Source organism: Candidatus Nitrotoga sp. BS (assembly GCF_927797785.1).
In the GTDB taxonomy this organism is placed as follows: Bacteria; Pseudomonadota; Gammaproteobacteria; order Burkholderiales; family Gallionellaceae; genus Nitrotoga.
In genome coordinates, this window is sequence record NZ_CAKMLL010000097.1 from 1 (window position 1) to 21,233 (window position 21,233).

At 46.9% G+C, this 21,233-nt stretch carries 17 protein-coding genes, 1 tRNA gene and 2 pseudogenes; 15 read left to right on the top strand and 5 right to left on the bottom strand.

Annotated elements, in window-relative coordinates; all coding sequences use genetic code 11:
• From MJ769_RS11660 to MJ769_RS11680, 5 genes are all read left to right on the top strand, one after another.
• On the top strand, positions 1-550 hold a 550-nt coding region (locus MJ769_RS11660; protein WP_239237313.1), incomplete at its 5' end, for a hypothetical protein.
• A 178-nt stretch (positions 551-728) separates the two neighbouring features.
• Positions 729-1,157 (top strand): VOC family protein, encoded by a 429-nt coding sequence (locus MJ769_RS11665; protein ID WP_239237314.1) that lies wholly within the window; start codon positions 729-731, stop codon positions 1,155-1,157.
• Positions 1,158-1,236: 79 nt separating this feature from the next.
• Entirely contained in the window at positions 1,237-1,638 is a 402-nt protein-coding gene (locus MJ769_RS11670; RefSeq protein WP_239237315.1) for a VOC family protein, read from the top strand.
• A gap of 175 nt (positions 1,639-1,813) precedes the next feature.
• Positions 1,814-2,464 carry a hypothetical protein gene (locus MJ769_RS11675; protein WP_239237316.1) on the top strand — a complete coding sequence of 217 codons (651 nt, stop codon included), beginning with the start codon at positions 1,814-1,816 and terminating at the stop codon, positions 2,462-2,464.
• 302 nt (positions 2,465-2,766) lie between these two features.
• Complete coding sequence (locus MJ769_RS11680; RefSeq protein ID WP_239237317.1) at positions 2,767-3,162, top strand: VOC family protein; 396 nt, start codon at positions 2,767-2,769, stop codon at positions 3,160-3,162.
• A 297-nt stretch (positions 3,163-3,459) separates the two neighbouring features.
• Here the strand turns inward: MJ769_RS11680 and MJ769_RS11685 are convergent.
• Both MJ769_RS11685 and MJ769_RS11690 read right to left on the bottom strand, forming a co-directional pair.
• Positions 3,460-3,921, bottom strand: a pseudogene (locus MJ769_RS11685) (transposase); the annotation flags it as partial.
• Positions 3,922-3,967: 46 nt separating this feature from the next.
• Positions 3,968-4,246: pseudogene (locus tag MJ769_RS11690) on the bottom strand (hypothetical protein); the annotation flags it as partial.
• 192 nt (positions 4,247-4,438) lie between these two features.
• Here MJ769_RS11690 and MJ769_RS11695 point away from each other — a divergent pair.
• The 4 genes from MJ769_RS11695 (at position 4,439) to murJ (ending at position 9,786) form a co-directional block, all read left to right on the top strand.
• Positions 4,439-4,984 (top strand): hypothetical protein, encoded by a 546-nt coding sequence (locus tag MJ769_RS11695; protein ID WP_239237318.1) that lies wholly within the window; start codon positions 4,439-4,441, stop codon positions 4,982-4,984.
• Between the two features lie 75 nt (positions 4,985-5,059).
• On the top strand, positions 5,060-6,004 hold the full coding sequence (locus tag MJ769_RS11700) for an NADP-dependent oxidoreductase (RefSeq protein WP_239237319.1): 945 nt from the start codon (positions 5,060-5,062) through the stop codon (positions 6,002-6,004).
• 392 nt (positions 6,005-6,396) lie between these two features.
• A complete protein-coding gene (locus MJ769_RS11705; RefSeq protein WP_239237320.1) occupies positions 6,397-8,007 on the top strand; it encodes an NAD(P)/FAD-dependent oxidoreductase in 1,611 nt (536 codons plus the stop codon).
• A gap of 243 nt (positions 8,008-8,250) precedes the next feature.
• Complete coding sequence (murJ, locus tag MJ769_RS11710) at positions 8,251-9,786, top strand: murein biosynthesis integral membrane protein MurJ (RefSeq protein WP_239237321.1); 1,536 nt, start codon at positions 8,251-8,253, stop codon at positions 9,784-9,786.
• Between the two features lie 235 nt (positions 9,787-10,021).
• Here the strand turns inward: murJ and MJ769_RS11715 are convergent, their stop codons facing one another.
• Complete coding sequence (locus MJ769_RS11715; protein WP_239237322.1) at positions 10,022-11,236, bottom strand: HD-GYP domain-containing protein; 1,215 nt, start codon at positions 11,234-11,236, stop codon at positions 10,022-10,024.
• Positions 11,237-11,274: 38 nt separating this feature from the next.
• Positions 11,275-12,918, bottom strand: coding sequence for a glucose-6-phosphate isomerase (pgi, locus tag MJ769_RS11720; protein WP_239237323.1), 1,644 nt, complete (start codon positions 12,916-12,918; stop codon positions 11,275-11,277).
• Positions 12,919-13,957: 1,039 nt separating this feature from the next.
• On the opposite strand from pgi, the gene glgC reads away from it, so the two are divergent.
• On the top strand, positions 13,958-15,238 hold the full coding sequence (gene glgC, locus MJ769_RS11725; protein WP_239237324.1) for a glucose-1-phosphate adenylyltransferase: 1,281 nt from the start codon (positions 13,958-13,960) through the stop codon (positions 15,236-15,238).
• A 33-nt stretch (positions 15,239-15,271) separates the two neighbouring features.
• Positions 15,272-16,990 carry a glycoside hydrolase family 57 protein gene (locus MJ769_RS11730; RefSeq protein WP_239237325.1) on the top strand — a complete coding sequence of 573 codons (1,719 nt, stop codon included), beginning with the start codon at positions 15,272-15,274 and terminating at the stop codon, positions 16,988-16,990.
• A gap of 235 nt (positions 16,991-17,225) precedes the next feature.
• Here MJ769_RS11730 and pgl read toward each other — a convergent pair whose 3' ends face one another.
• The gene (gene pgl / locus MJ769_RS11735) at positions 17,226-17,924 is read right to left on the bottom strand and encodes a 6-phosphogluconolactonase (RefSeq protein WP_239237326.1); all 699 of its coding nucleotides are present in this window, start codon (positions 17,922-17,924) and stop codon (positions 17,226-17,228) included.
• Between the two features lie 257 nt (positions 17,925-18,181).
• Here pgl and flgA point away from each other — a divergent pair, with 257 nt between their 5' ends.
• The 4 genes from flgA to MJ769_RS11755 all read left to right on the top strand — a co-directional run bounded on the left by flgA (position 18,182) and on the right by MJ769_RS11755 (position 20,478).
• Positions 18,182-18,871 (top strand): flagellar basal body P-ring formation chaperone FlgA, encoded by a 690-nt coding sequence (gene flgA, locus MJ769_RS11740; protein WP_239237327.1) that lies wholly within the window; start codon positions 18,182-18,184, stop codon positions 18,869-18,871.
• 198 nt (positions 18,872-19,069) lie between these two features.
• The gene (gene flgM, locus MJ769_RS11745; RefSeq protein WP_239237328.1) at positions 19,070-19,369 is read left to right on the top strand and encodes a flagellar biosynthesis anti-sigma factor FlgM; all 300 of its coding nucleotides are present in this window, start codon (positions 19,070-19,072) and stop codon (positions 19,367-19,369) included.
• Positions 19,370-19,375: 6 nt separating this feature from the next.
• Complete coding sequence (locus MJ769_RS11750) at positions 19,376-19,864, top strand: flagella synthesis protein FlgN (protein ID WP_239237329.1); 489 nt, start codon at positions 19,376-19,378, stop codon at positions 19,862-19,864.
• 538 nt (positions 19,865-20,402) lie between these two features.
• Positions 20,403-20,478: transfer RNA gene (locus MJ769_RS11755), tRNA-Arg, on the top strand.
• Positions 20,479-21,233: the final 755 nt, after the last annotated feature.

Here is a 21,233-nt window from a genome sequence, read left to right on the forward strand (position 1 = left end):
ATTCAAATCGCTTTGGCGGGTAAGGCTCTTGAGGGATGGGGTGAGTAGTTACAAAATAACAATGGATCGTTTTTATACAATTTTGCTGTTAATGGCTCTCTTGCTCATCTCAGACAAGGCCGCAGCTTGGAAACTCTATGATGTGGATAAGGACAGCCTATATTTATGGGGTGGTACTTACACCCACTTTCACAACAAAGACTCTTACAAAGGTGCGAATATTCTGGTCAGCTTAGAGGTGATCAAACCCAACGATCATCTTTATGGCTTGGCGTTGTTCAATAACTCTTTTGATCAGTTTTCTCAATATCTCTTTTACGGCAAAATATTCAGGCTCGATGAGACTTATCCCGGGCTGCACGCCCAACTTACCGGTGGCCTGATTCACGGCTATAGGGGTGAATACAAAGATAATTTATTCCTTAATAAGGAATTAGGGGTCGCGCCTGTTATCGTACCGGGTATTGGTTATCAAAAAAACCAATGGGGTTTTGATTTGTTTCTTTTGGGAAAACAAGGTGTGCTAATGGGTGTGGGTTATCAATTTTAACCACCCATGATCACAGCCTAATATCAGGTTACTGATGATTGCTTCCATGCGGATATAAACTAAATAATCAATTGTTTAGCCAGATTTATTTTATCATTTAATTGCAAGAGTAATAAAGCTGATAGTGAATGCTCAAGCTGGCTGAACCCTTGATTCGCAATTTCAAAAGGTGACTTCAATGTCTAGCACCGCAAAGAACACCCGCTCTACAGTAATTCCTTGTCTACGCTACCGTGACGCGCCGAAGGCGATCAAATGGCTTTGCTCGGTCTTCGGTTTCGAGAAGCATCTAGTCGTGCCAAACGCCGACGGCACGATTGCCCATGCTCAGCTCAGCCTTGGCAATGGGATGATTATGCTGGGCTCTGTTTCGAAAGTCGAAAACGAGTTCGGTCAGCTCACCAGGCAGCCCGATGAGATTGGGGGCATGGAAACACAAAGTCCATACCTCATTGTGTCAGATGCCGATGCTGTTTATCAGCGAGCAAAGACTGCCGGAGCAAAAATCGAAATTGAAATCAAAGACGAAGACTACGGAGGCCGAGGCTTTAGCTGCCGAGATATGGAAGGCCATTTGTGGAACGTCGGCACCTACGATCCATGGTGACGAGTCAACAAGGCGCTGCGCCAGAAACCTTCGCTTCGCCATCGCCCCGGTATATCTATTCTGAATGACGGAGTTTAAAATGAATCCTCAACCCCTGATCTGCGTTACAGACGTCGAAGCAAGCAGCCGATGGTATCAGTCTACGCTCGGTATGAAAAGCGCTCACGGCGGTCAAGACTATGAGCGGCTCCATTTTGGTGGAGAGATGGTGATGCAACTCCATCGTTGGGACGTTCACGGTCATGCCAACCTCGGAACAACGGAGATGAAGCCCCCGGGCAACGGCGTGGCACTCTGGTTTCAGCACGACGAATTTGATGAGGTATTGGTGCGAATCCGGGAGTCTGGTGCCGAGATAGTGGAAGGACCACAAGTCAATTCGAGCGCAAATCACCGTGAAATCTGGCTTCGTGATCCCGACGGATACATCGTCGTCATCGCGGGCGCGTATGGAGATGTCGGCACCCTGCTTACGAAATGATCACTCTTTCGCGAATTGCCTTTGATTGGTAAACTACGTCACGGTCTAGCTCAACGCTAGATTTGGATGTTTGCCAAGCCACCGGAACCTGGGCTCCACCCAGAACCTGGCGTCTCGGCAAACACCTGTCAGCTTAGCGTTAGACGCTCGAATTCCACAGCCAAGGGACGATGAAATGCACGAAAACAAAATAAAGCAAGCTGCCGCTGTTGCTTTCATTTTGGTGGTGATCATCCTGTCTGCGTGGCTTTGGTCGAGAGACAAGCCTTCTGAGAATTACACGGCAGCTTCCGCGTCCGTTCCTCTTGTAATGCATACTTCAGGCGGCCGCCTTGAAGTTGCCACCGTTACAGTAACAGAGGCCTTCAAGCTTGCCGATCCAAAAGAGTTGCTTGGAATTAACCTCGGGACAACGGTCTCGCAAGTTCAAGTGCCCGTTATATATCGGTACTTCATTGAAATGGCCAAGGAATGGCCAATTACGTCTGACGGACAGTCACTTATTGTGCAGGCAGGGGAGATTAAAACTCAACTGCCAGTTGCGTTTGATACTCGCACGATTGAAAAGTACACGACAAGTGGCTGGGCACGGTTCAACAAGGCCGCAAATTTAGACAAACTCGAAAAAGACCTCTCCCCCAGACTAGAGGCTCGTGCTCCGGGTTACAAGAAACTAGCCATCGAATCGGCGCGAAAATCGGTCTCTGATTTTGTAACAACCTGGTTACTGAAGCACCATCCACAGCCAGACGGTACCGCACCGCGTGTACAAATATTTTTCCCAGGAGAGAGTGCAGCATTACAGATAAAATCCAATCTGAATTAATCAAGGATCCAGCCAGCTTGATTTTGTCAATTCACTTCAAGAGAAACAAAGCTGACAGTGCATGGTGGTGATAGTAAATAATTAAGTTGGCTGATCCCTTATTTTTTGCCGTCCTCTCAAGATATTGGATTGACGCCACACTTCAAAACCTTACAATCCCAAAAGTTCCGATCTCCTATGGTTCAGTCCAACCAGGTTTATCCGCCAATCAATACGTCGCGGGTTTGACAAACTAGGGGAGGGCGGTACATAAACGCTACTCGTTAGGCTCTATCACAACTGATCCATAAAGGAGAAATACCATGAAAAGTAATCCAGTAGTCTGGTTTGAAATTTACGTACAAGACATGGCGCGTGCCAAAGCATTCTACGAAGCCGTACTCGCAATCAAACTGGAAAAAATGCCCGCACCGACTGCTGAGTCTGAAAATATGGAAATGTGGAGCTTTCCCTCAGATAAGGAAACCAGCTCCACCACTTACGGCGCTTGCGGTATGCTGATCAAAATGGATGGTTGCCCCTCCGGCGGTTGCGGCACACTGGTGTATTTTGGCAGTGAAAACTGCGCGGTGGAAGCAGCCCGCGCCGCCGAGAATGGAGGCAGCATTGCCAAGGAAAAGTTTTCCATCGGCGAACACGGCTTCATCTCCCTCGTTCATGACACCGAAGGCAATATGATAGGCTTCCATTCCATGTAATGTTTAACGAGTAAGGTTAGATTGTGATCGCGAAGCGATCCACAATCTGAACCGTTTGTTGGACAAGCCCGGTGAGGCTGCCATGAACCTGCTTGTTATGGAAATATATCTCTGACTGTAGCGGTGCCATCGGGTTCTGTTCCGCGTCATACCAAAATTTCACCGCTAAAAGTTGCCATAGCAGCAACCTATTCCGCTTAACCTGCCATTCTTGATGCGTTTTTATCTGATTTTAACCTTTTACAGGGCGAGTGCGCCCCTGCCTGCCAAGTCCGGCAGGTGGGCGGGGGGTTTGCGTTACGTGGCCACCTCCCTGTCCGACGCGGGAGTCCGTAATTGGTGGGTGAATGGCTTGATGCGGGTGCGGATAATCTTCATTTCCCCGCCACAACATTTACAACGTATCGCCGGGCGCGATTGCTGCAAGGGAAGCACGACCCGTTTGCGCAGTTGCACCAACGGGATCAGTTTGCTGTTGGGGTGCAGAAAGCCGAAATTGCGGGCGCGGCGGTAACTTTTGAGCAGGATGTGTTGCAGGATCAGGCGCAGGAATGCCACGCCGCTGAGCGTGCGGGTTTCGATTTGCCTGGTTTGGCTGTTCTGATAACGAAACGTGACGTTACCCTTGTCACAGAACAAAATGTATTTCTCCTGAATCACGCCCTGATACAGATAACGCCCGAGGCAAATCAGTGCCTGTCGGTCTGCGCCGACCGCTTTGCAATCCACCACCCACTTGGTGGGATAAGCATCCGGCAGTGTGTGACTTGGGTGGTTTTACCAAATCTGCGCCTGGCCAGGGTTTATTCAATACCTGGGTGTAATAAAACTTCAGCCTATGCAGGTCATGTTTGAGCGAACTCCAGGAAAGCGAATTGGCGATATGCACGAAATAATCGGTCAACTGAAGCCGGGTCAAATCATCAATCCGATAATCATAATAGTCTCCCGCTCGACGAACGCCGTGTGAATACAGTGCGTGGTTTTTGGCTGCATCCCGTGCAGCTTCAAACAATTGAGCAGACATCGATATTTGCACGCAAAATGCGCTGGAAATTCTGATGTCATAACGATTCATCCTCATGGTAAAGTACAAATAAATCCCTTTCGGGGTGAGGATGAATTATGTTATTGAATCACGTTGCTGAGAGGCGTTTTTTTCTCCGCAATAGCGGCTTCGTTCAACTAATCGTTCAAGCACGTTCTGCCAGCAAGCTGGCTCTAACGGACACAACTTTGCTGCGCTGCGCCGCTTAACTACCGTTCTGAGGAAATCATGGATAGAATTGCTAATATTCATATATTGACAAAACGGCTAATAGTCATGACATTTGTATCTGTGTTGATATTTAGCGCAATTTTTGGTTTAAGTTATTTTTTCAGTCAACGATTTATGATGACGTGGGCTGGTTTTTTATGCGGCATAGTTGGGGGTTTTGTAAGTATCCAACAAAGAATTAAAACCGTGTCCGATGAAGAGCTAACATTACTTACTAGATCTTGGTTTCCAATTCTTTTAGTTCCAGTTTTTGGTGGTGTATTTTCGCTGGTTCTATACTGCTTGTTTCTGTCTGGTATCGTATCAGGCTCTTTATTTCCAGTCTTTTACATTCCTGTGCCTTCTAATTCGATTCCAGATACTGATTTTATGATCAATTTGTTCACCCAAACCTACCCTTTAACAGGTCCAGATTTTGCAAAATTCTTATTTTGGTCATTCGTTGCAGGATTTTCAGAGAGGTTTGTTCCGCAAATTATTAGTAATGTTGTTCAGAAATCCTCAGAACAAAGCAATCCAGCTGACCGCAAAAGCGACAGCTGATTGCGGCATTCCGCTCCAGGAAAGAAACAACAGAGCTAGTCTTGACTCTACTAAGTAAATAGGCAGGAAAATATTATGAAAGCATATGTACTAAATGAAGCAGGGGCCGCTGAGAACTTACTTCTAAGAGAAATCGAGATGCCTGAGATCAAGGCAGACGAAGTATTGATTGAAACGAAAGCAATCAGCATTAACCCGGTGGATGTAAAAGTGAGACTGATGGACGAAGCAATCACTATGATTCTGGGTACGGAAGATCGTCCGGTCATTCTTGGCTGGGATATTGCCGGGATCGTTGTTGCAGTCGGGGAAGCGGTCAGCGGATTTGAAGTTGGCGACAAGGTATTCGGAATGATCAATTTTCCTGGCCAAGGCAAAGCCTACGCCGAGTATGTTGCATCACCGGCCAGCCATATTGCTGTTATGCCTGAAAATGTAACGTTTGACGAAGCTGCGGCAACCACACTGGCCGCACTGACCGCCCTGCAGGTGTTACAGCCTCGTGTAAAAAAAGGTGACCGTGTTCTAATCCACGCCGGTTCGGGTGGTGTGGGACATTTCGCGATACAGATAGCTAAGGGACTTGGCGCATATGTGATTGCCACCTCTTCTGCCAAAAACCGGGATTTCATTTTGTCTCTCGGTGCAGATGAGCACATTGACTATCGTGAGCAGAAGTTCGAAGAAGTCCTGTCGGATATAGATTTCGTCCTCGACGGCATGGGTGGTGAGGTACTAGAGAACTCACTGAAAGTTGTCAAAGAAGGTGGCAGAATCGTCACTTTGCCCACTCATCAATTCTCGGAAGATCTGCAGTTAGAGGCGGGGCAGCGTAAAGTCGAACTGGAGTTCGTCCTTGTCCAGTCGAGTGGAGTAGACATGAATACTCTGAAAAGCATGCTCGAAGCCGACGAACTGAAACCTCACGTTTCAAAAATCTTCCCGTTTGAGGACATGGCAGGTGCCCATTTGCAAATTGAATCCGGTCGAACCGTGGGTAAAGTAATTGTTAAGCTATAAGTAGACTTTATACAATACAGCACTGAACGATTGCTTTCAGCGGAAACGCTAAAGCGCGCCTTCAGGTAGCGGCCGAAGCATCTCGTTTTCAGCTGCTAGCTGACCTTGTCCTCACAATCCACTTCACCCCATTAGTTGCTTTTGACGTCGGCGGATTTGTACACGCCATCATTGACAATTTATTTGCTGGCATAGAGTTAATGCACTAAATGTTTCGAGTTACACACTTAGCGAGGTGGGTTAAAAAGAATGAAATGAAGCCCAACATTAAAGTATGAAGACATGTGCTACTTGACACTTAATCTCTAATAAATCCATTTGCGGTAAAATGATCTTCTGCCACTCATTGGCTCCTTGTTACTCCCTGATAGAATTCCTACGGAATACAGTGCATGTTGCGATTGACTGAAGTTAAGCTTTCTTTAAACCACTCTGATGATGATCTTAAGGCCGCGCTTCTTAAACGGCTGGGTATAAGCGCGGATGAGTTGATTGGCTATACAATATTTCGTCGTGGCCATGATGCCCGCAAGCCATCGGCCATTGTCTTTACGTATACGTTGGATATTGAAGTCAGGGACGAAGCTGCTCTGCTTCAACGCATGCAAGGCGACAAACATATCTCACTCACGCCCGATACAAGCTACCATTTTGTAACTCATGCGCCAGCCAAACTGGCTTCCCGTCCAATCGTGATTGGTACCGGTCCCTGTGGAATATTTGCGGCTTTGATTCTGGCACAAATGGGATTTTGTCCGATTGTTTTGGAGCGCGGTAAAGCCGTGCGCGAGCGCACCAAAGACACTTTCGGTCTATGGCGGCAAAGCAAACTCAATCCGGAATCCAATGTGCAGTTTGGCGAAGGTGGAGCGGGAACCTTTTCTGACGGCAAACTGCACAGCCAAATTAAAGACCCCAAACATTATGGTCGCAAGGTACTCACGGAATTCGTCAAGGCGGGTGCGCCAGAGGAAATTCTTTATGTGAGCAAGCCACATATAGGCACGTTTCGGCTGGTGGGGATGGTGGAAGAAATGCGCGCGAGCATTGAAGCCCTGGGAGGAGAAATTCGTTTTCAGAGCAAGGTTGAAGATATCGTCATAGAAAATGGACAAGTCCGGGGAGTGGTGCTGAATAGTGGTGAATTCATTGCCAGCGATCATGTCGTGCTCGCTGTTGGGCACAGCGCGCGCGACACCTTTCACATGTTGTATCAGCGTGGCGTATACATGGAGTCCAAACCATTCTCCATAGGTTTTCGCATCGAACATCCGCAACCGCTGATCGATCGCTGCCGCTTTGGCAAGAACGCTGGTAACCCTCTGCTGGGCGCGGCCGATTACAAGCTGGTGCATCACTGTGACAATGGCCGTTCAGTCTATAGTTTTTGCATGTGTCCCGGCGGCACCGTAGTCGCAGCAGCTTCTGAAGAAGGCCGCGTCGTTACCAACGGCATGAGTCAGTATTCGCGCAATGAGCGCAATGCCAATAGCGGGATTGTTGTAGGCATTACCCCCGCTGACTATCCTGGAAATCCTTTGGCCGGCATAGAGCTGCAACGGTACTGGGAAGCGCGCGCCTTTGAGTTGGGTGGCAGTAATTACCATGCACCGGCACAAAAAGTGGGTGATTTTCTCGCAAGCCGACCTTCCACTACATTTGGGTCTGTTGTGCCGTCTTATGCTCCGGGCGTACACCTATGCGATCTTTCTGCATCGCTGCCGGATTACGCTATCACAGCGATAAGAGAAGCCATCCCGGCATTTGATAAACAGCTTAAAGGGTTTGCAATGTATGATGCCGTGCTCACTGGCGTGGAAACACGAACCTCTTCCCCCGTACGCATCAAGCGCCGCGAAGACTTTCAAAGTCTGAATATCTCAGGGCTCTATCCGGCCGGAGAAGGCGCGGGTTATGCAGGCGGCATACTTTCCGCTGCAGTGGATGGCATACAGGTCGCTGAGGCGGTGGCCTTAAGCATGATCCAGCATGGCGAATGCTGAAGGAGGAGACTTGAAGTTACATTCAGCCAATTTCACGATATCAGTGATATGTTACATGTGATTGCTGTGCAATATCCTTGTTACAATTTTTTGTCCAGCTTGCAAGGTTTCATACGTCCATCAAGCGAATTCAGGGGCGCTCAGATGGGCACACCGTACATGATACCTGTGCAACTAGTAAACCTGACTTTGTGCACGGAACACCGTGATTCATGACTCATGCGCATTCCAAACGGACTATAAATGAACCTGCTTAAAGCTTTTGGTACCATAAGCAGCTTTACGCTAGCTTCGCGCATACTTGGCATCATCCGTGATATTTTAATTGCGCGCGTCTTCGGCGCAGGCATGGCAACCGATGCGTTCTTCGTTGCCTTTAAGCTGCCAAACCTGTTGCGCCGATTATTTGCTGAAGGTGCATTCTCCCAAGCATTCGTGCCAATTTTGGGTGAATATAAAAATCGTCTTGGGCATGAGGAAACCAAGCTGTTGGTCGATCATGTGACCACATTGCTGGCAATCATCCTGTTCATTGTTACGCTCATAGGCATAATTGCAGCGCCGATTTTGATCTACATCAGTGCACCGGGTTTCGCAGCGACGCCGGAGAAATTTGATCTTACAGTCCAGCTGCTGCGCATTTCCTCACCTTACATATTCTTCATTTCGCTCGTTGCCATGGCATCGGGGATACTCAACACCTACAATAAATTTTGGGTGCCTGCATTTACCCCAATTCTGCTCAACTTGTGCTTTATCGGCGCTGCGCTGTGGCTGGCTCCTTATTTTGATCCACCCGTCATGGCGCTGGCATGGGCGGTGCTTGTAGCTGGATTTGTGCAGCTTGCATTCCAGCTACCATTCCTAAAAAAAATTGGTATGCTGCCGACTCTTCGTTTCAACCTGAAAGATGCAGGCGTGTGGCGCGTCATCAAACAGATGGGGCCAGCGGTATTCGGCGTATCGATCAGCCAGATCAGCCTCATCATCAACACCATTTTCGCCTCTTTTCTGGTGGCGGGCAGTGTATCCTGGCTTTATTACGCTGACCGCCTGATGGAGTTTCCATCCGGTGTGCTGGGTGCGGCAATTGCCACTATTCTGCTGCCATCGCTATCCAAACATCACTCTAATGGTCATCTGGTAGAGTATTCCAAGTTGCTTGACTGGGGATTACGACTGACATTTATGCTTACCTTGCCCGCAGCACTTGCGCTAGGCATGGTTGGAGTGCCTCTTCTGGCAACATTCTTTCAGCATGGCGCATTTACTGCGCACGACGTGCTTATGACACGCAACGCGCTGGTCGGGTATAGCGTCGGCCTGATCGGCATCCTCTCAGTGAAGGTGCTGGCACCCGCTTTCTATGCGCGTCAGGATATCAAGACCCCGGTTAAAGTCGGCATCATCACCTTGTTTGCTACTCAAGCAATGAATCTGCTGTTCATTGGTTGGCTGCAACATGCAGGGTTGGCGCTGGCCATCGGCCTTGGTTCCTGCCTTAACTCCGCCATCCTGTTCTACCTACTGCGCAAGCGTGCCATTTACCAACCGGAACCTGGCTGGGGCAAATTTCTCGCCAAGCTGGGTGCGGCAATGCTGGTGCTGGGGTTGACGCTCTGGTTTGGTATGGGTAGTGAGCAAAGCTGGCTCACTAGCGGCGGTTGGGTGCGTATCTGGCGGCTTACTGGGTTGGTGGTGATGGGTATGACGGTTTATTTCGCCGTACTGTGGTTACTCGGTTTTCGGTTTAAAGATTTTTCAAGGCGCGGAGTATGAGCTGGTTGAAGCGCCGCATTGAAGCCAAGGCAGACGGAAAAAATTTGGCAACATGAACTTACGCGATTGTAAACGTTATGTTGCAAGCATCACATTCCGAATTTCACTCAGTTCGCCGGTACCAAGAACATCAGCATTATTGAAGAAATTATTAGAGGTAAAGCTGGGTTTCGAATGAATCGAACTGACTTTAACTTGCCGCTGAGATATATGTTGTATTTCTAAACCTCTGGTGCTAAACACTCATAATCTCGCTCAAATTGAATCCCCATTCTAGTGGGTTTTCCAAGCTGACAATGCTATCTGACGATTTCGACAGGTCGATTATTTCTTGCAGGATATGTGTGTTAGAACGAGTTGAGAAGAACACTTTTAATAAGGGTTTGATCAAACTGTTCTTCGATTGATCAGTCACTACGCCTAGACGCCCGGACTTCAGCTTAAGCAAGGTACCGGTTGGATAGATGCCAACCGTTTTAACGAAGGCGTGAAAGACGGCCTCGTCAAAATGCCCATTTTTCCACTCTGCCATCTTGCGAATGGATTCTGCTGGCCCCCATCCTTTTTTATAGCAGCGATTTGAAGTGATTGCATCATATACGTCACATACCGCGCCCATACGCGCAAATAATGTTAACGCCTCACCGGATAACTTGTCTGGATAGCCCTTGCCATCTGCGCGCTCGTGATGATGCCGGCAGACATCTAATGTGATATCACTTATCCCATCAGTATCCTTGAGACATTCCCAACCTTTTAGCGGATGCGCTTTGACTATGTTGAACTCTTCATCCGTTAATTTCCCCGGCTTGTTGAGTACCTCGGGAGGGATAAAAACCTTGCCAACATCATGCAGTAATCCGGCAATGCCAGCTTGTTTTAGCACCTCGTGCTCCAGTCCCAGCTGCCGCCCGAGTGCAATCATCAGAACGCAGACGGCGATTGAATGCAAATAGGTGTAATCGTCTGTATTTTTTAGCCGGGTCAAACTGATTAATGCAGAGGAATTGCGTTCTATCGATTTGTTTATTTCGTTTGCCAGTGATACCACATCATCAAGCTTGATTGCATTACCCATGCGTACTTCACTGAATAGCGAGACAACTGTCTCTTTAGCCTTGGAGAGTATTTTTTTCGCTGCAATTAATTCGACATGCAAAGACACACTCGCTTCGGTTTTATGTAAGGTTTGCTCGATTTTCTTCAGCTCATTCTCGACCTTGAGTTCCTCCTCTTGCTGCGAAAGCGCTACTACATCAACATCGACATCCAAGCCTAAGTTAGTGTCTATCCATATTTCGAGCACCCCACAGTTTTTGAGGGTATTCAGGTCTTGATACTCAGTCAGCTTGAATGATTTTTTCCAAAAAGGATGATCCATCCAACTGCCACAAACCTCTTGGATATACATACCTAAACGAACGTCAGCAACTTTTATTTTTTTTAGCATGGTTTATTTAACTGCTGTTCAACGCCACAATTTAATATCTATACTTGGCGTGCGAGAAAGTGATTGATCAAGCCATTAGTTGAAGAGTCGTGCACAAAAACGCGCTCTTTTCTTTGAAGTTCAGGTAACAATTTCCCGGCAAGTTGTTTGCCGAATTCAACCCCCCACTGATCAAAAGCATTAATGTTCCAGATCACGCTTTGTACAAATACTTTATGTTCGTACAGAGCAACCAGCATTCCCAACGTGTATGGATCCAGCTGATCAAATAGTAAGGTGTTAGTTGGGCGGTTGCCTGGAAATATTTTGAACGGTAAAAGCGATTCCAGCGTTGTACCACTTAGGCCTTGCAGCTCAAGTTCCGCACGTGCTTCTGCTGAAGTTTTGCCAAGCATTAATGCCTCGGTCTGTGCAAAGCAATTTGCCAGCAATATGGCGTGGTGTTCGCCTATCGGGTTGTGGCTGGTAATCGGTGCGAGGAAATCTGCAGGCACCATGCGCGTGCCTTGGTGTATCAGTTGATAGAAGGAGTGTTGGCCGTTGGTACCAGGTTCGCCCCAAATCACCATGCCGGTGTCATAGTCCACAACCTGCCCATTGCGGTCTACGCGCTTACCATTGCTTTCCATCTCAAGCTGTTGAAGATAAGCGGGCAAATGTTGCAGATATTGATCGTAGGGAAGAATGGCATACGAAGCTGCACCAAAGAAATTGGCGTACCAGATGCCAAGCATTCCCAGTATGACCGGCATATTTTTTTCCAGAGGCGCTTCACGAAAGTGCTCGTCCATGGCATGAGCACCGGCAAGCAGGCGTTCAAAATTGTTTATGCCAATATAAAGCGCAATGGGCAAACCGATAGCCGACCATAAAGAGTACCGGCCGCCAACCCAATCCCAAAATTCGAACACATTCTCCGGGTTGATGCCAAATTTTGATGTTTCAGCAAGGTTGGTCGATACTGCAACAAAATGTTTGCCGACACCCTCGTCTGTGCCTAAGTTTTTAACTAACCAGGCGCGCGCGGAATGGGCATTGGTAAGTGTTTCAAGTGTGGTAAATGTTTTTGAGCTAATTATAAAAAGAGTAGTTTCTGGATCAAGACGTTTCAATACTTCTGCCAAATCCGTCGCATCTACATTAGAAACGAAATGCACGTTCAATTGCGCGCTGCTATAAGACTTGAGCGCCTCGCTGACCATAAGCGGCCCTAAAGCCGAGCCACCAATGCCGATATTTACCACGTCTCGAAATGGTTTTTCGGTATGCCCACACAACTTACCATTGCGAACTGCCTCGGAGAAAACGCGGATATGATCCAACACGCGATGTACGTCCGGCACAACATCTTTGCCGTCTACATACACCGAAGTGCCTCGGGGAGCACGCAATGCAATGTGCAACGCTGCACGCTGTTCGCTGGTATTGATTTTGTCGCCATTGAACATGCTAGCAATCCAGCTATCCAGTTTTGACTGTCGTGCAAGGTTCAACAACAATGTGAGCGTTTCTGCGGTAATGAGATTTTTTGAGTAATCCAGCAGCAGACCATCCAATTGCAAAGAGAATTTGTCGAAACGCTTTGGGTCATCACAAAACATCTCGCGCATGGTCTGCTGGTTTATTTCTGTTTGATGTGCCGTTAAAGCTTGCCAAGCTGGCGAATTGACTAGAGTCGACATAGTTGTCTTAATAATATTGATTGAACATTTACATTATGGATTATGGACGATTTTTAATGTTACAGACAGCTGTTCTGTCAGTCAGAAAACTGGCAATTTAAAAAATACTTTGTTTCATAATTCTCGTAAATAAATATTGTGAAATTTTTTCAATAAGTTAAAAAGATAAACGAAGGGCAAAAGAAGAATGTGCAACTTTAGTATGATGCTTGTGCCGACGTTAGTATATTGTTTGCGAGCAGCAATAATTCTGTATTAACTGAATGGAGTTGCCCCACCCAAGGTAAAGATTCGGCATGATTTTCAATAAAATTGCCGTGATTGTTGCCGCCATACTAGTGTGAATCACTGTTGAAAATTATCCCGATAAGCGCAGCTTAACAGAACTTCGAAGTGTTAGTGGTGACGTGGGGCTGGGGTGAAATTAAGGCATTACAGCTGTCACGCCATTTCGCCCCTGGCGTAAAAAAGAAATCTGCGATTCGGTGTCCTGACAATCAGTCCAAGGAAATGTACCTTGACCAACTGATTGCCCATAAAGTTGAGTTTCTTGCCCGGATTCGTCATTTGATATGCGAGCAATAACTGCGGGTTGGCAAATATCTGCCAGCAATCGCCTAGCATTTTGTTGAGAGTCGCACTCTCCCATGCACATACCTTTTAATTGTCATTGCATGTGAGTCCAGTAAGCGATATGCCAGATGTAAATTTCCTTTGATAAATTAGGCGTAGGTCGAAGTTGGAAATTCGTGGTACGAAGGTATAACAATCGTGCACCAAACGCGGTTTTCAGCCAAACTTAACTTAGTGCGAGGGTTGAATATCCGTACTACAAATCTTTAATTTTCGTGATGTTGGCAAGATAAGCGGAAGGATTATGCAGTCGCCCTTGTAGCAATAATTCAGCACGCGGATCAACTTTGATACAACGATTTTTTGTCATCAGTGAGGAAATTAAAACCACAATTAAAGCGCGGCTATACTTACAATCTGATACAGTTATGAACAAGATTCATACTTAATGACTATGGAGGTAATTATGTCGGCATCCGAAAAATTACGTTTTGTGAGTTCGATAACTAAAAGCACTTATGCCATGATTTTGGCGGGAGGGCGTGGCACTCGTCTACATCAACTTACAGACTGGCGGGCAAAACCTGCTGTGCCATTTGGTGGAAAGTTTCGTATTATTGATTTTGTGCTGTCAAATTGCGTGAATTCTGGCATCAGACGGATAGGTGTGGCGACGCAATATAAATCACACAGCCTAATCCAACATATTCAACGCGGCTGGAGTTTCCTTAATGGCCAGTTCGGCGAATTCATTGACGTGCTGCCGGCACAGCAAAGAATAGAAGAAATATGGTATCGGGGTACGGCCGATGCGGTATTCCAAAATATGGATATCATGCATGATACTAATCCAGAGTACGTGCTGATATTGGCGGGCGATCACGTCTACAAGATGGACTACGGCAAACTCATTGCCGCACACGTAGAAAAGCAAGCCGACATGACTGTTGCCTGTGTTGAGGTGCCGGTCAGCGAGGCTAGTGCATTTGGCGTAATGGGCGTGGATAACGAATTGCGAGTGTCGAGCTTTAACGAGAAGCCTGACCACCCCACTCCGACCCCGGGTAACCCTGATTTGGTGCTGGCTAGTATGGGTGTGTACGTGTTTAATACCCGCTTTCTGTACGAACAATTGGTGCGGGACGCAGATGACAAGAACTCCAGCCATGATTTCGGTAAGGACATCATCCCGTATTTGTTGTCCGAGCACTACCGAGTGTTTGCGCATAGCTTTGACGATAGCTGTGTACATCTGAATGGCGAAGAACCCTATTGGCGAGATGTGGGAACTATAGATGCTTTCTGGGAAGCTAACATGGAACTTACCAAGGTCACCCCCGCCCTTAATATGTATGACCAAGAATGGCCAATCTGGACGTATCAGGAACAATTACCACCGGCCAAATTCGTATTTGATGACAGTACTCGTCGTGGCATGGCTGTGGATTCTTTAGTATCGGGAGGCTGTATCATAAGTGGAGCTTACGTGCGCGATTCGCTGCTATTCTCTAATGTGCATGTACATAGTTACAGTAATGTTGAGGAGTCGGTGATTTTGCCCAACGTAAAGGTGTCACGCAATGTAACGCTCAAGCGAGTTGTGGTGGACAAAGGTTGCGTGATTCCTGAGGGTATGACTGCTGGGATCAACCGCGAGGAAGATAAGAGACGTTTTTTTGTAAGTGATAACGGTATTACACTTATCACCTCCGACATGCTGGGCCAGGAAATACACCGTGTGCGCTAAACCTAAGTCCGTTATTAAATAAATGGAATTTTAATGCCTAAGCCCCTTGATTTGGTTTTTCTCTGGCACATGCACCAGCCAGATTATCGTGATTATGCCAGTGGCGATTTCTTGTTGCCGTGGGTTTATCTGCACGCGATCAAGGATTACAGCGATATGGCTTTTCATCTGGAACAACATCCTCAGGTGAAGGGGACAGTAAATTTCGTGCCGGTTTTGCTGGATCAACTGGAAGACTACGTACAGCAGTTTACCACTGGCCAAATACGTGACCCACTGTTGCGATTGCTGGCGCGCGAGAACCTCAATGATCTGAACACAGCGGAACGCAATCTGGTTTTAACGAGTTGTTTCCGCAGTAACCACAAAAGCATGGTTGCGCCGTATCACGCTTACAAGCGCCTGTCTGACTTGTACAAAATGCTTGAGCCCGGCGGCGACATAGAGCTTACCTATCTGTCTGGACAATACTTTTCCGACTTGCTGACTTGGTATCACTTGGCGTGGTGTGGCGAAAGTGTGCGCCGCGAACACGACTTGGTCATTCGCCTAATGGGTAAGAACGAAGGTTTTAATTATAATGATCGCAAGTGGTTATTTGATTTAATCGGGCAAATTGTTGGCGGCATTATTCCGCGCTATCGCAAATTGGCTGAAAGCGGTCAAATTGAACTTTCCACGACACCTCATTACCATCCGCTTGCGCCGTTGTTGTTGGATATCAATAGTGCAAGTGAAAGCATACCGGAGATCAGTCTGCCGCACTCGAAATGTTATTCCGGCGGAAAATCACGTGTTCAGGCGCAACTTCTTTCCGCCCAAAAAAGTCACCAGACACGTTTTGGCGTGATTCCACAAGGTATCTGGCCAGCTGAAGGAGCGGTTTCAACCGAGTTACTGGAAGTGTTTGCAGCACAAGCATGCCGCTGGACGGCGAGTGGAGAAGGTGTACTGGCTAACAGCTTGCGCACCGCAGAGCATAACTTGCCTGATCGCGCCAATTACCTCTATCGCCCCTATCATTTGCAAGGTGAAGCAAGTGGTGTGCGCTGTTTTTTTCGAGATGATCGCCTATCAGATTTAATCGGTTTTGAATATTCGCGTTGGAATGGCAAAGATGCCGCACTGCATTTTGTTTCCCAGTTGGAGTTGATCGCACAACAGGCGCCTGAGGGTGAAGTGCCAGTGGTTAGCGTTATCCTGGATGGTGAAAACGCTTGGGAATATTATCCCTATAATGGCTATCATTTTTTTGCCAATTTATATTCCGAGTTACAAGCGCACTCGACAATTAGCACCACGACCTATAGCGGTTATCTGGATCGGCGTGATGCTGCTGAAGGAACCCAACAGCTTGCCAAGGAAGGAGAGCTGCCGCGCCTTGTTGCCGGTAGTTGGGTGTACGGTAATTTCTCCACTTGGATTGGCTCGCCCGACAAAAACCGCGCTTGGGATTTGTTGTGTATAGCGAAACAAAGTTATGACTTGGTGATGGTAAGTGCCCGCTTGAACGAGGCAGAGCGCTTGGTTGCCGAAAAACAATTAGCGTCATGCGAAAGTTCCGACTGGTTCTGGTGGTTTGGTGATTACAATCCTGCTCATGCAGTGGAAAGTTTTGATCGTCTCTATCGTAGCAATCTAATGCAGTTATATTGTTACTTAAAATTACCTGTTCCAGTTATCTTGAACTCTCCAATCAGCCAAGGTAGTGGTTTACCTGAAGCGGGTGGTACGATGCGTCGTGGTTCTTGATGCCGTGCTCGCATTTGCCGCCTGGCGTCTAATATCAGTTCACTATATGTCACCCGTAGCTCAATAATTCACTGCGCCGGTAAACCCTCGGCTCCGCCGAGAGACTCACCACGGTTTGACTTATAACTTATCATTGTTACCGCACTGCATATGGCGACATAGCAGTGGCAACCAAAGCCGAGACTGATCGTCTTACCGTGACAGTCAATACGACTGCGACGCATTACAGACGTTGCTACACTAACAGTGCCGCTTCAAGATATACATCAACACCGCTTGTCGGACTAATGGCAGCAGCGGGAATAGCGACCCCACAGCGCCAATCCCTTACTGCCTGTTGCTTCATAGCACCGCTCACCATAAACATAACTTTTCGTGCAGCGCTCAATCGATGAGCGCTTAGCGATACTCGCTGTGGCGGGTATTTTGGCGCATTTTCCACAGCGATAACGGCTGGAGAATCGGCTGTGCTACCCAGCTCGTGACCAGGAAATAGGCTGGCAGTGTGGCCATCTTCCCCCAATCCCAGCAAAACAAAATCAAATAACTCAATGCCTGCCAGTGTCTGTGCATAAGCGCTGGCCGCTGCTTGCGGGCCATTCTCGGCGGGAATAGGGTAAATGTGAGTAAGCGGGATGGCGACATGGTTTAGCCACGCTTGTGCGGCCATCCAGCTGTTGCGATCTACATGATCAGCTGGCAGACAACGTTCATCACCGAAATACACATGCCATGCAGCCCAGTCTGCGTCAGCCTTGCGCAGCGACTCATATATACGGCGCGGTGTTGTACCGCCGGCCAGTACGATATGGAATGTTCCGCGCTGGCTAATGTCTTGCAGCGCTGCCTGCAATATGGCTTGTGTTGCAGCTTGCTCCAGCTCTACGGTTGTATTGAACTTTTGCCAACGGCATTGTTGCGGGGGGGGGCTCATAAATAAAGGCATATAATTGGCTTATTAGTAATTTGAAAAGTACATGATTGTAAGGCTATACAAGATGGCATTCGAGATAATGCGTGGCATACTATGCAATCCTGCTATTAATTGCGCTGGGTGCCACCACGTGATACGTTGGATGAAATTAAAACTTGCAGAAGTTTCTTATCTGTTAATCATTGTAAGCGAACGTGATGTATTGAAATCTGCCTTATGTTTGTCCCTATATCTATAAATAAGCAGACAAAATAAATATGAAAATTTTTTTGCAATGGACGTTGCTCGGTACATTACTAAGCGCCATGTCCGCATGGGCAGTTCCGCAACAAAGTCATGCTGAAATATACAAAACCATTACCGCTTTTGTGCAAGAGCAAACTCTTACCCTGCCGGGAAAAGTTACTATCACAGTGGATGAGATAGACCGGCGTATCTCGCTCCCAAGTTGTCCAGCGCTGGAAGCATTTCTTCCTGCTGGTGGACGATTGATGGGCAACAGTACAGTAGGTATCCGCTGCACTAGTGATATGAAACAATGGACATTGTTTGTGCCAGTGCAAATTAAAGTGAGTGCGAGTCTGCTTATCGCCAATAGTCCACTGCAACAGGGGCATCTGCTACTCGCTGAAGATATTGGAAATCAGAAAAGTGAACTGATGCAAACAGGTATTCTCACCGATCCTTTGCAAGCCATTGGCAAAGTACTTAAATATAGTGTTAGGGCAGGACAAGTGTTAAAGCAGGATATGCTGCGCGCACCCTACGCAGTAAAGCAGGGACAGACTGTACGAATTCAAGTTGAAAAACAGGGTTTTAAAGTTTACGCTGATGGTCAAGCATTAAATAACGCGGCGGAAGGACAGACTGTGAAGGTTAAAACCTCATCCAGTCAGGTAGTGAGTGGTATAGTGCAGCCGGATGGGGCAGTTAACATCAGACCCTAGCAGTTTGAAGATAGATTAAAAAATAAGTAACATTCGCATCCATACAGTCGAAATTCATCATTCAGTATGTTTGATTACTTATATTCTGCGTGTACATATTGTGCAGCAAGTTTTGCTGGTGTATAAAAGGGGTGTCTTAAAGTTATGCATTTAGCTGCCGATAAGTAAATTTTATCTGCGTTTGAAAAAAAGGTCACTATGAAAATCGGAAAAAATAGTAAACCATTGCCTACTGCTACGCCGGGAGCCGCGCGAGCGCCTACCGCAAATTCTGCGGGTAGCACACAGTCTACCTCTACCAGCGTACATCTGGGTGCAACTACCGCACAACTTCAAAAAATGGAAAGTAGCATGGCGAACACACCGCTCGTGGATGCAGCTAAAGTCGCAGAAATTAAGCAAGCTATCAGTGAAGGTCGTTTTCAAGTCAACTCTGCTGCTGTGGCTGATGGCCTAATCCAAACGGTGAAGGAATTGATTAGTTCGCACAAGACTTGACGCAATATGATTAATGGTACAACTGCTGCTGAGATGGCAGAATTTATCTCTCAGATGCATGCGGAACGCACTGCTTTACATGCTTTTATTCGCTTGCTCGAAACTGAACAACAAGCCTTGCTCAACGAACAGACCGAACAGATACACACGCTGGCTGACAGCAAGACCCAAATGGTGCAGGAGTTGACCAAGTTGGTGAATGCGCGGAGGAATTACATGCTTACTCTGGGTATAAAAATTGAGTCAGGTAGTATGGAAAGCTGGTTGCAAACCCACACTGCACTTCATTTATCTGCGTGGAACGAAATCCAACAGCTGGCTACCCATGCACAGCATATGAATCGAACCAATGGTGAGTTAATTCAAGTAAAAATGCGTCATAACCAGCAGGCACTAACCATGTTGCACAATGCTACACATAGTGCTACTGGCTTATACGGCCCTGACGGCCAGCCTAGCTTGCCTGTATCAGGGCGTATTTTGAACAGTGTTTAAGTGTCAAGTCCAGCCTGTTTGTAAACGCGTTTAATAATTAACTCCGGGTTTGTTTGCCATTTTTTAATGATTAAATGGCCATCAGGTGATTAAAAGTACGTTCGGATATGTATGGTGCTTATAGATATTTAAATTGAGTCTCTTCGGGAAGTCGGTAAATATTGTCACTATCGCCTGACCACAATCTGAGTCATTGAGACTAGTACAACTAAGTTCACCCAACGTTTCTCTGCATCTAGCTTTACTTCCAAGTGAGTTTCAAAATCGTTTAAGGTAAGTTGCTGCTGGCTTTTGCATGTGATTATGTGCAAGTTTTTGGGATGATTGGTTCTTTTGATAGTATTGTTGTGTCGTAGAACGTAAAATTATTAAACCTAATCAAGGAACTGTTATTTCTGAGTGGGCTCTATTATGCAGATATCATGTTTTATATAAAACAGTTACAGCGTTGCTTGCCATTCGTGTCAATGATTCAGACTAAATAGATACTGGGCAGCAAAGGTGTGAATCAAGCTCATTTGCGTTAGAATGCGCGCGCGCCTCGGTAGCTCAGTGGATAGAGCGACCCCCTCCTAAGGGGTAGGTCGGACGTTCGATTCGTCTTCGGGGCACCAATATCCGTAAAATTTTCAGTAATTCAGGCCGGTTCAACGTCCAGTTATTTTAGCGCCATGTAAGGTCAGTGTAATAGTTTGCGGACTGTGCGGCATCAATACACCATCACGAAAAAACCACCTGCTATTATCTCTACACCAGCGACGGTTCGCTTTCTCGTATGTGTGCACATATCGCAGGTGAACATAGTTTCGTAAGTTAGTTTAAGAAAGGGGGTATGAGCGGTACAGAGTGAGATTACACTTTCGAGATTGATAGCCTCCCTATTAGAGCAGAAATCAGTACTTCCTAAATAGCAAAGCGAGCAATGCCGGACGCAGAGAAAGGCAGAACAGAATGTAATCACATTGATGATGAGTCCCCAAGTCAAGACGAAACGGCACCAATCGATGATAAAGATACTGTTGAACAAGCGATGTGTTTCCTACTGCCTGAGTTTACTGAATAAAAGCCGTGCAATCAGTGAGCGGATTGTTGATGGTTTATAGCTATCATCTGAAGCAAAAGCCAAGCCACGTACCTATCGCCAAATGGCAAATAAAGCTATTTTGTTATAGCGAAACTGCGTCGGCCAAAGGTTAAGAAGCTACGCGCGGGCATTAAGAAACAATTGCAGTATTTGCGTAGAAATTTCCAACATATCGAATAGCTATTGGATGCACACCTAGAAAGGGCGATTCTCTTTAAGTCAGGCAGGCTGCTAGTGTAGTGAACCGTAATTAACGGAACTAATAACAATGGTGCCTGTCTCATT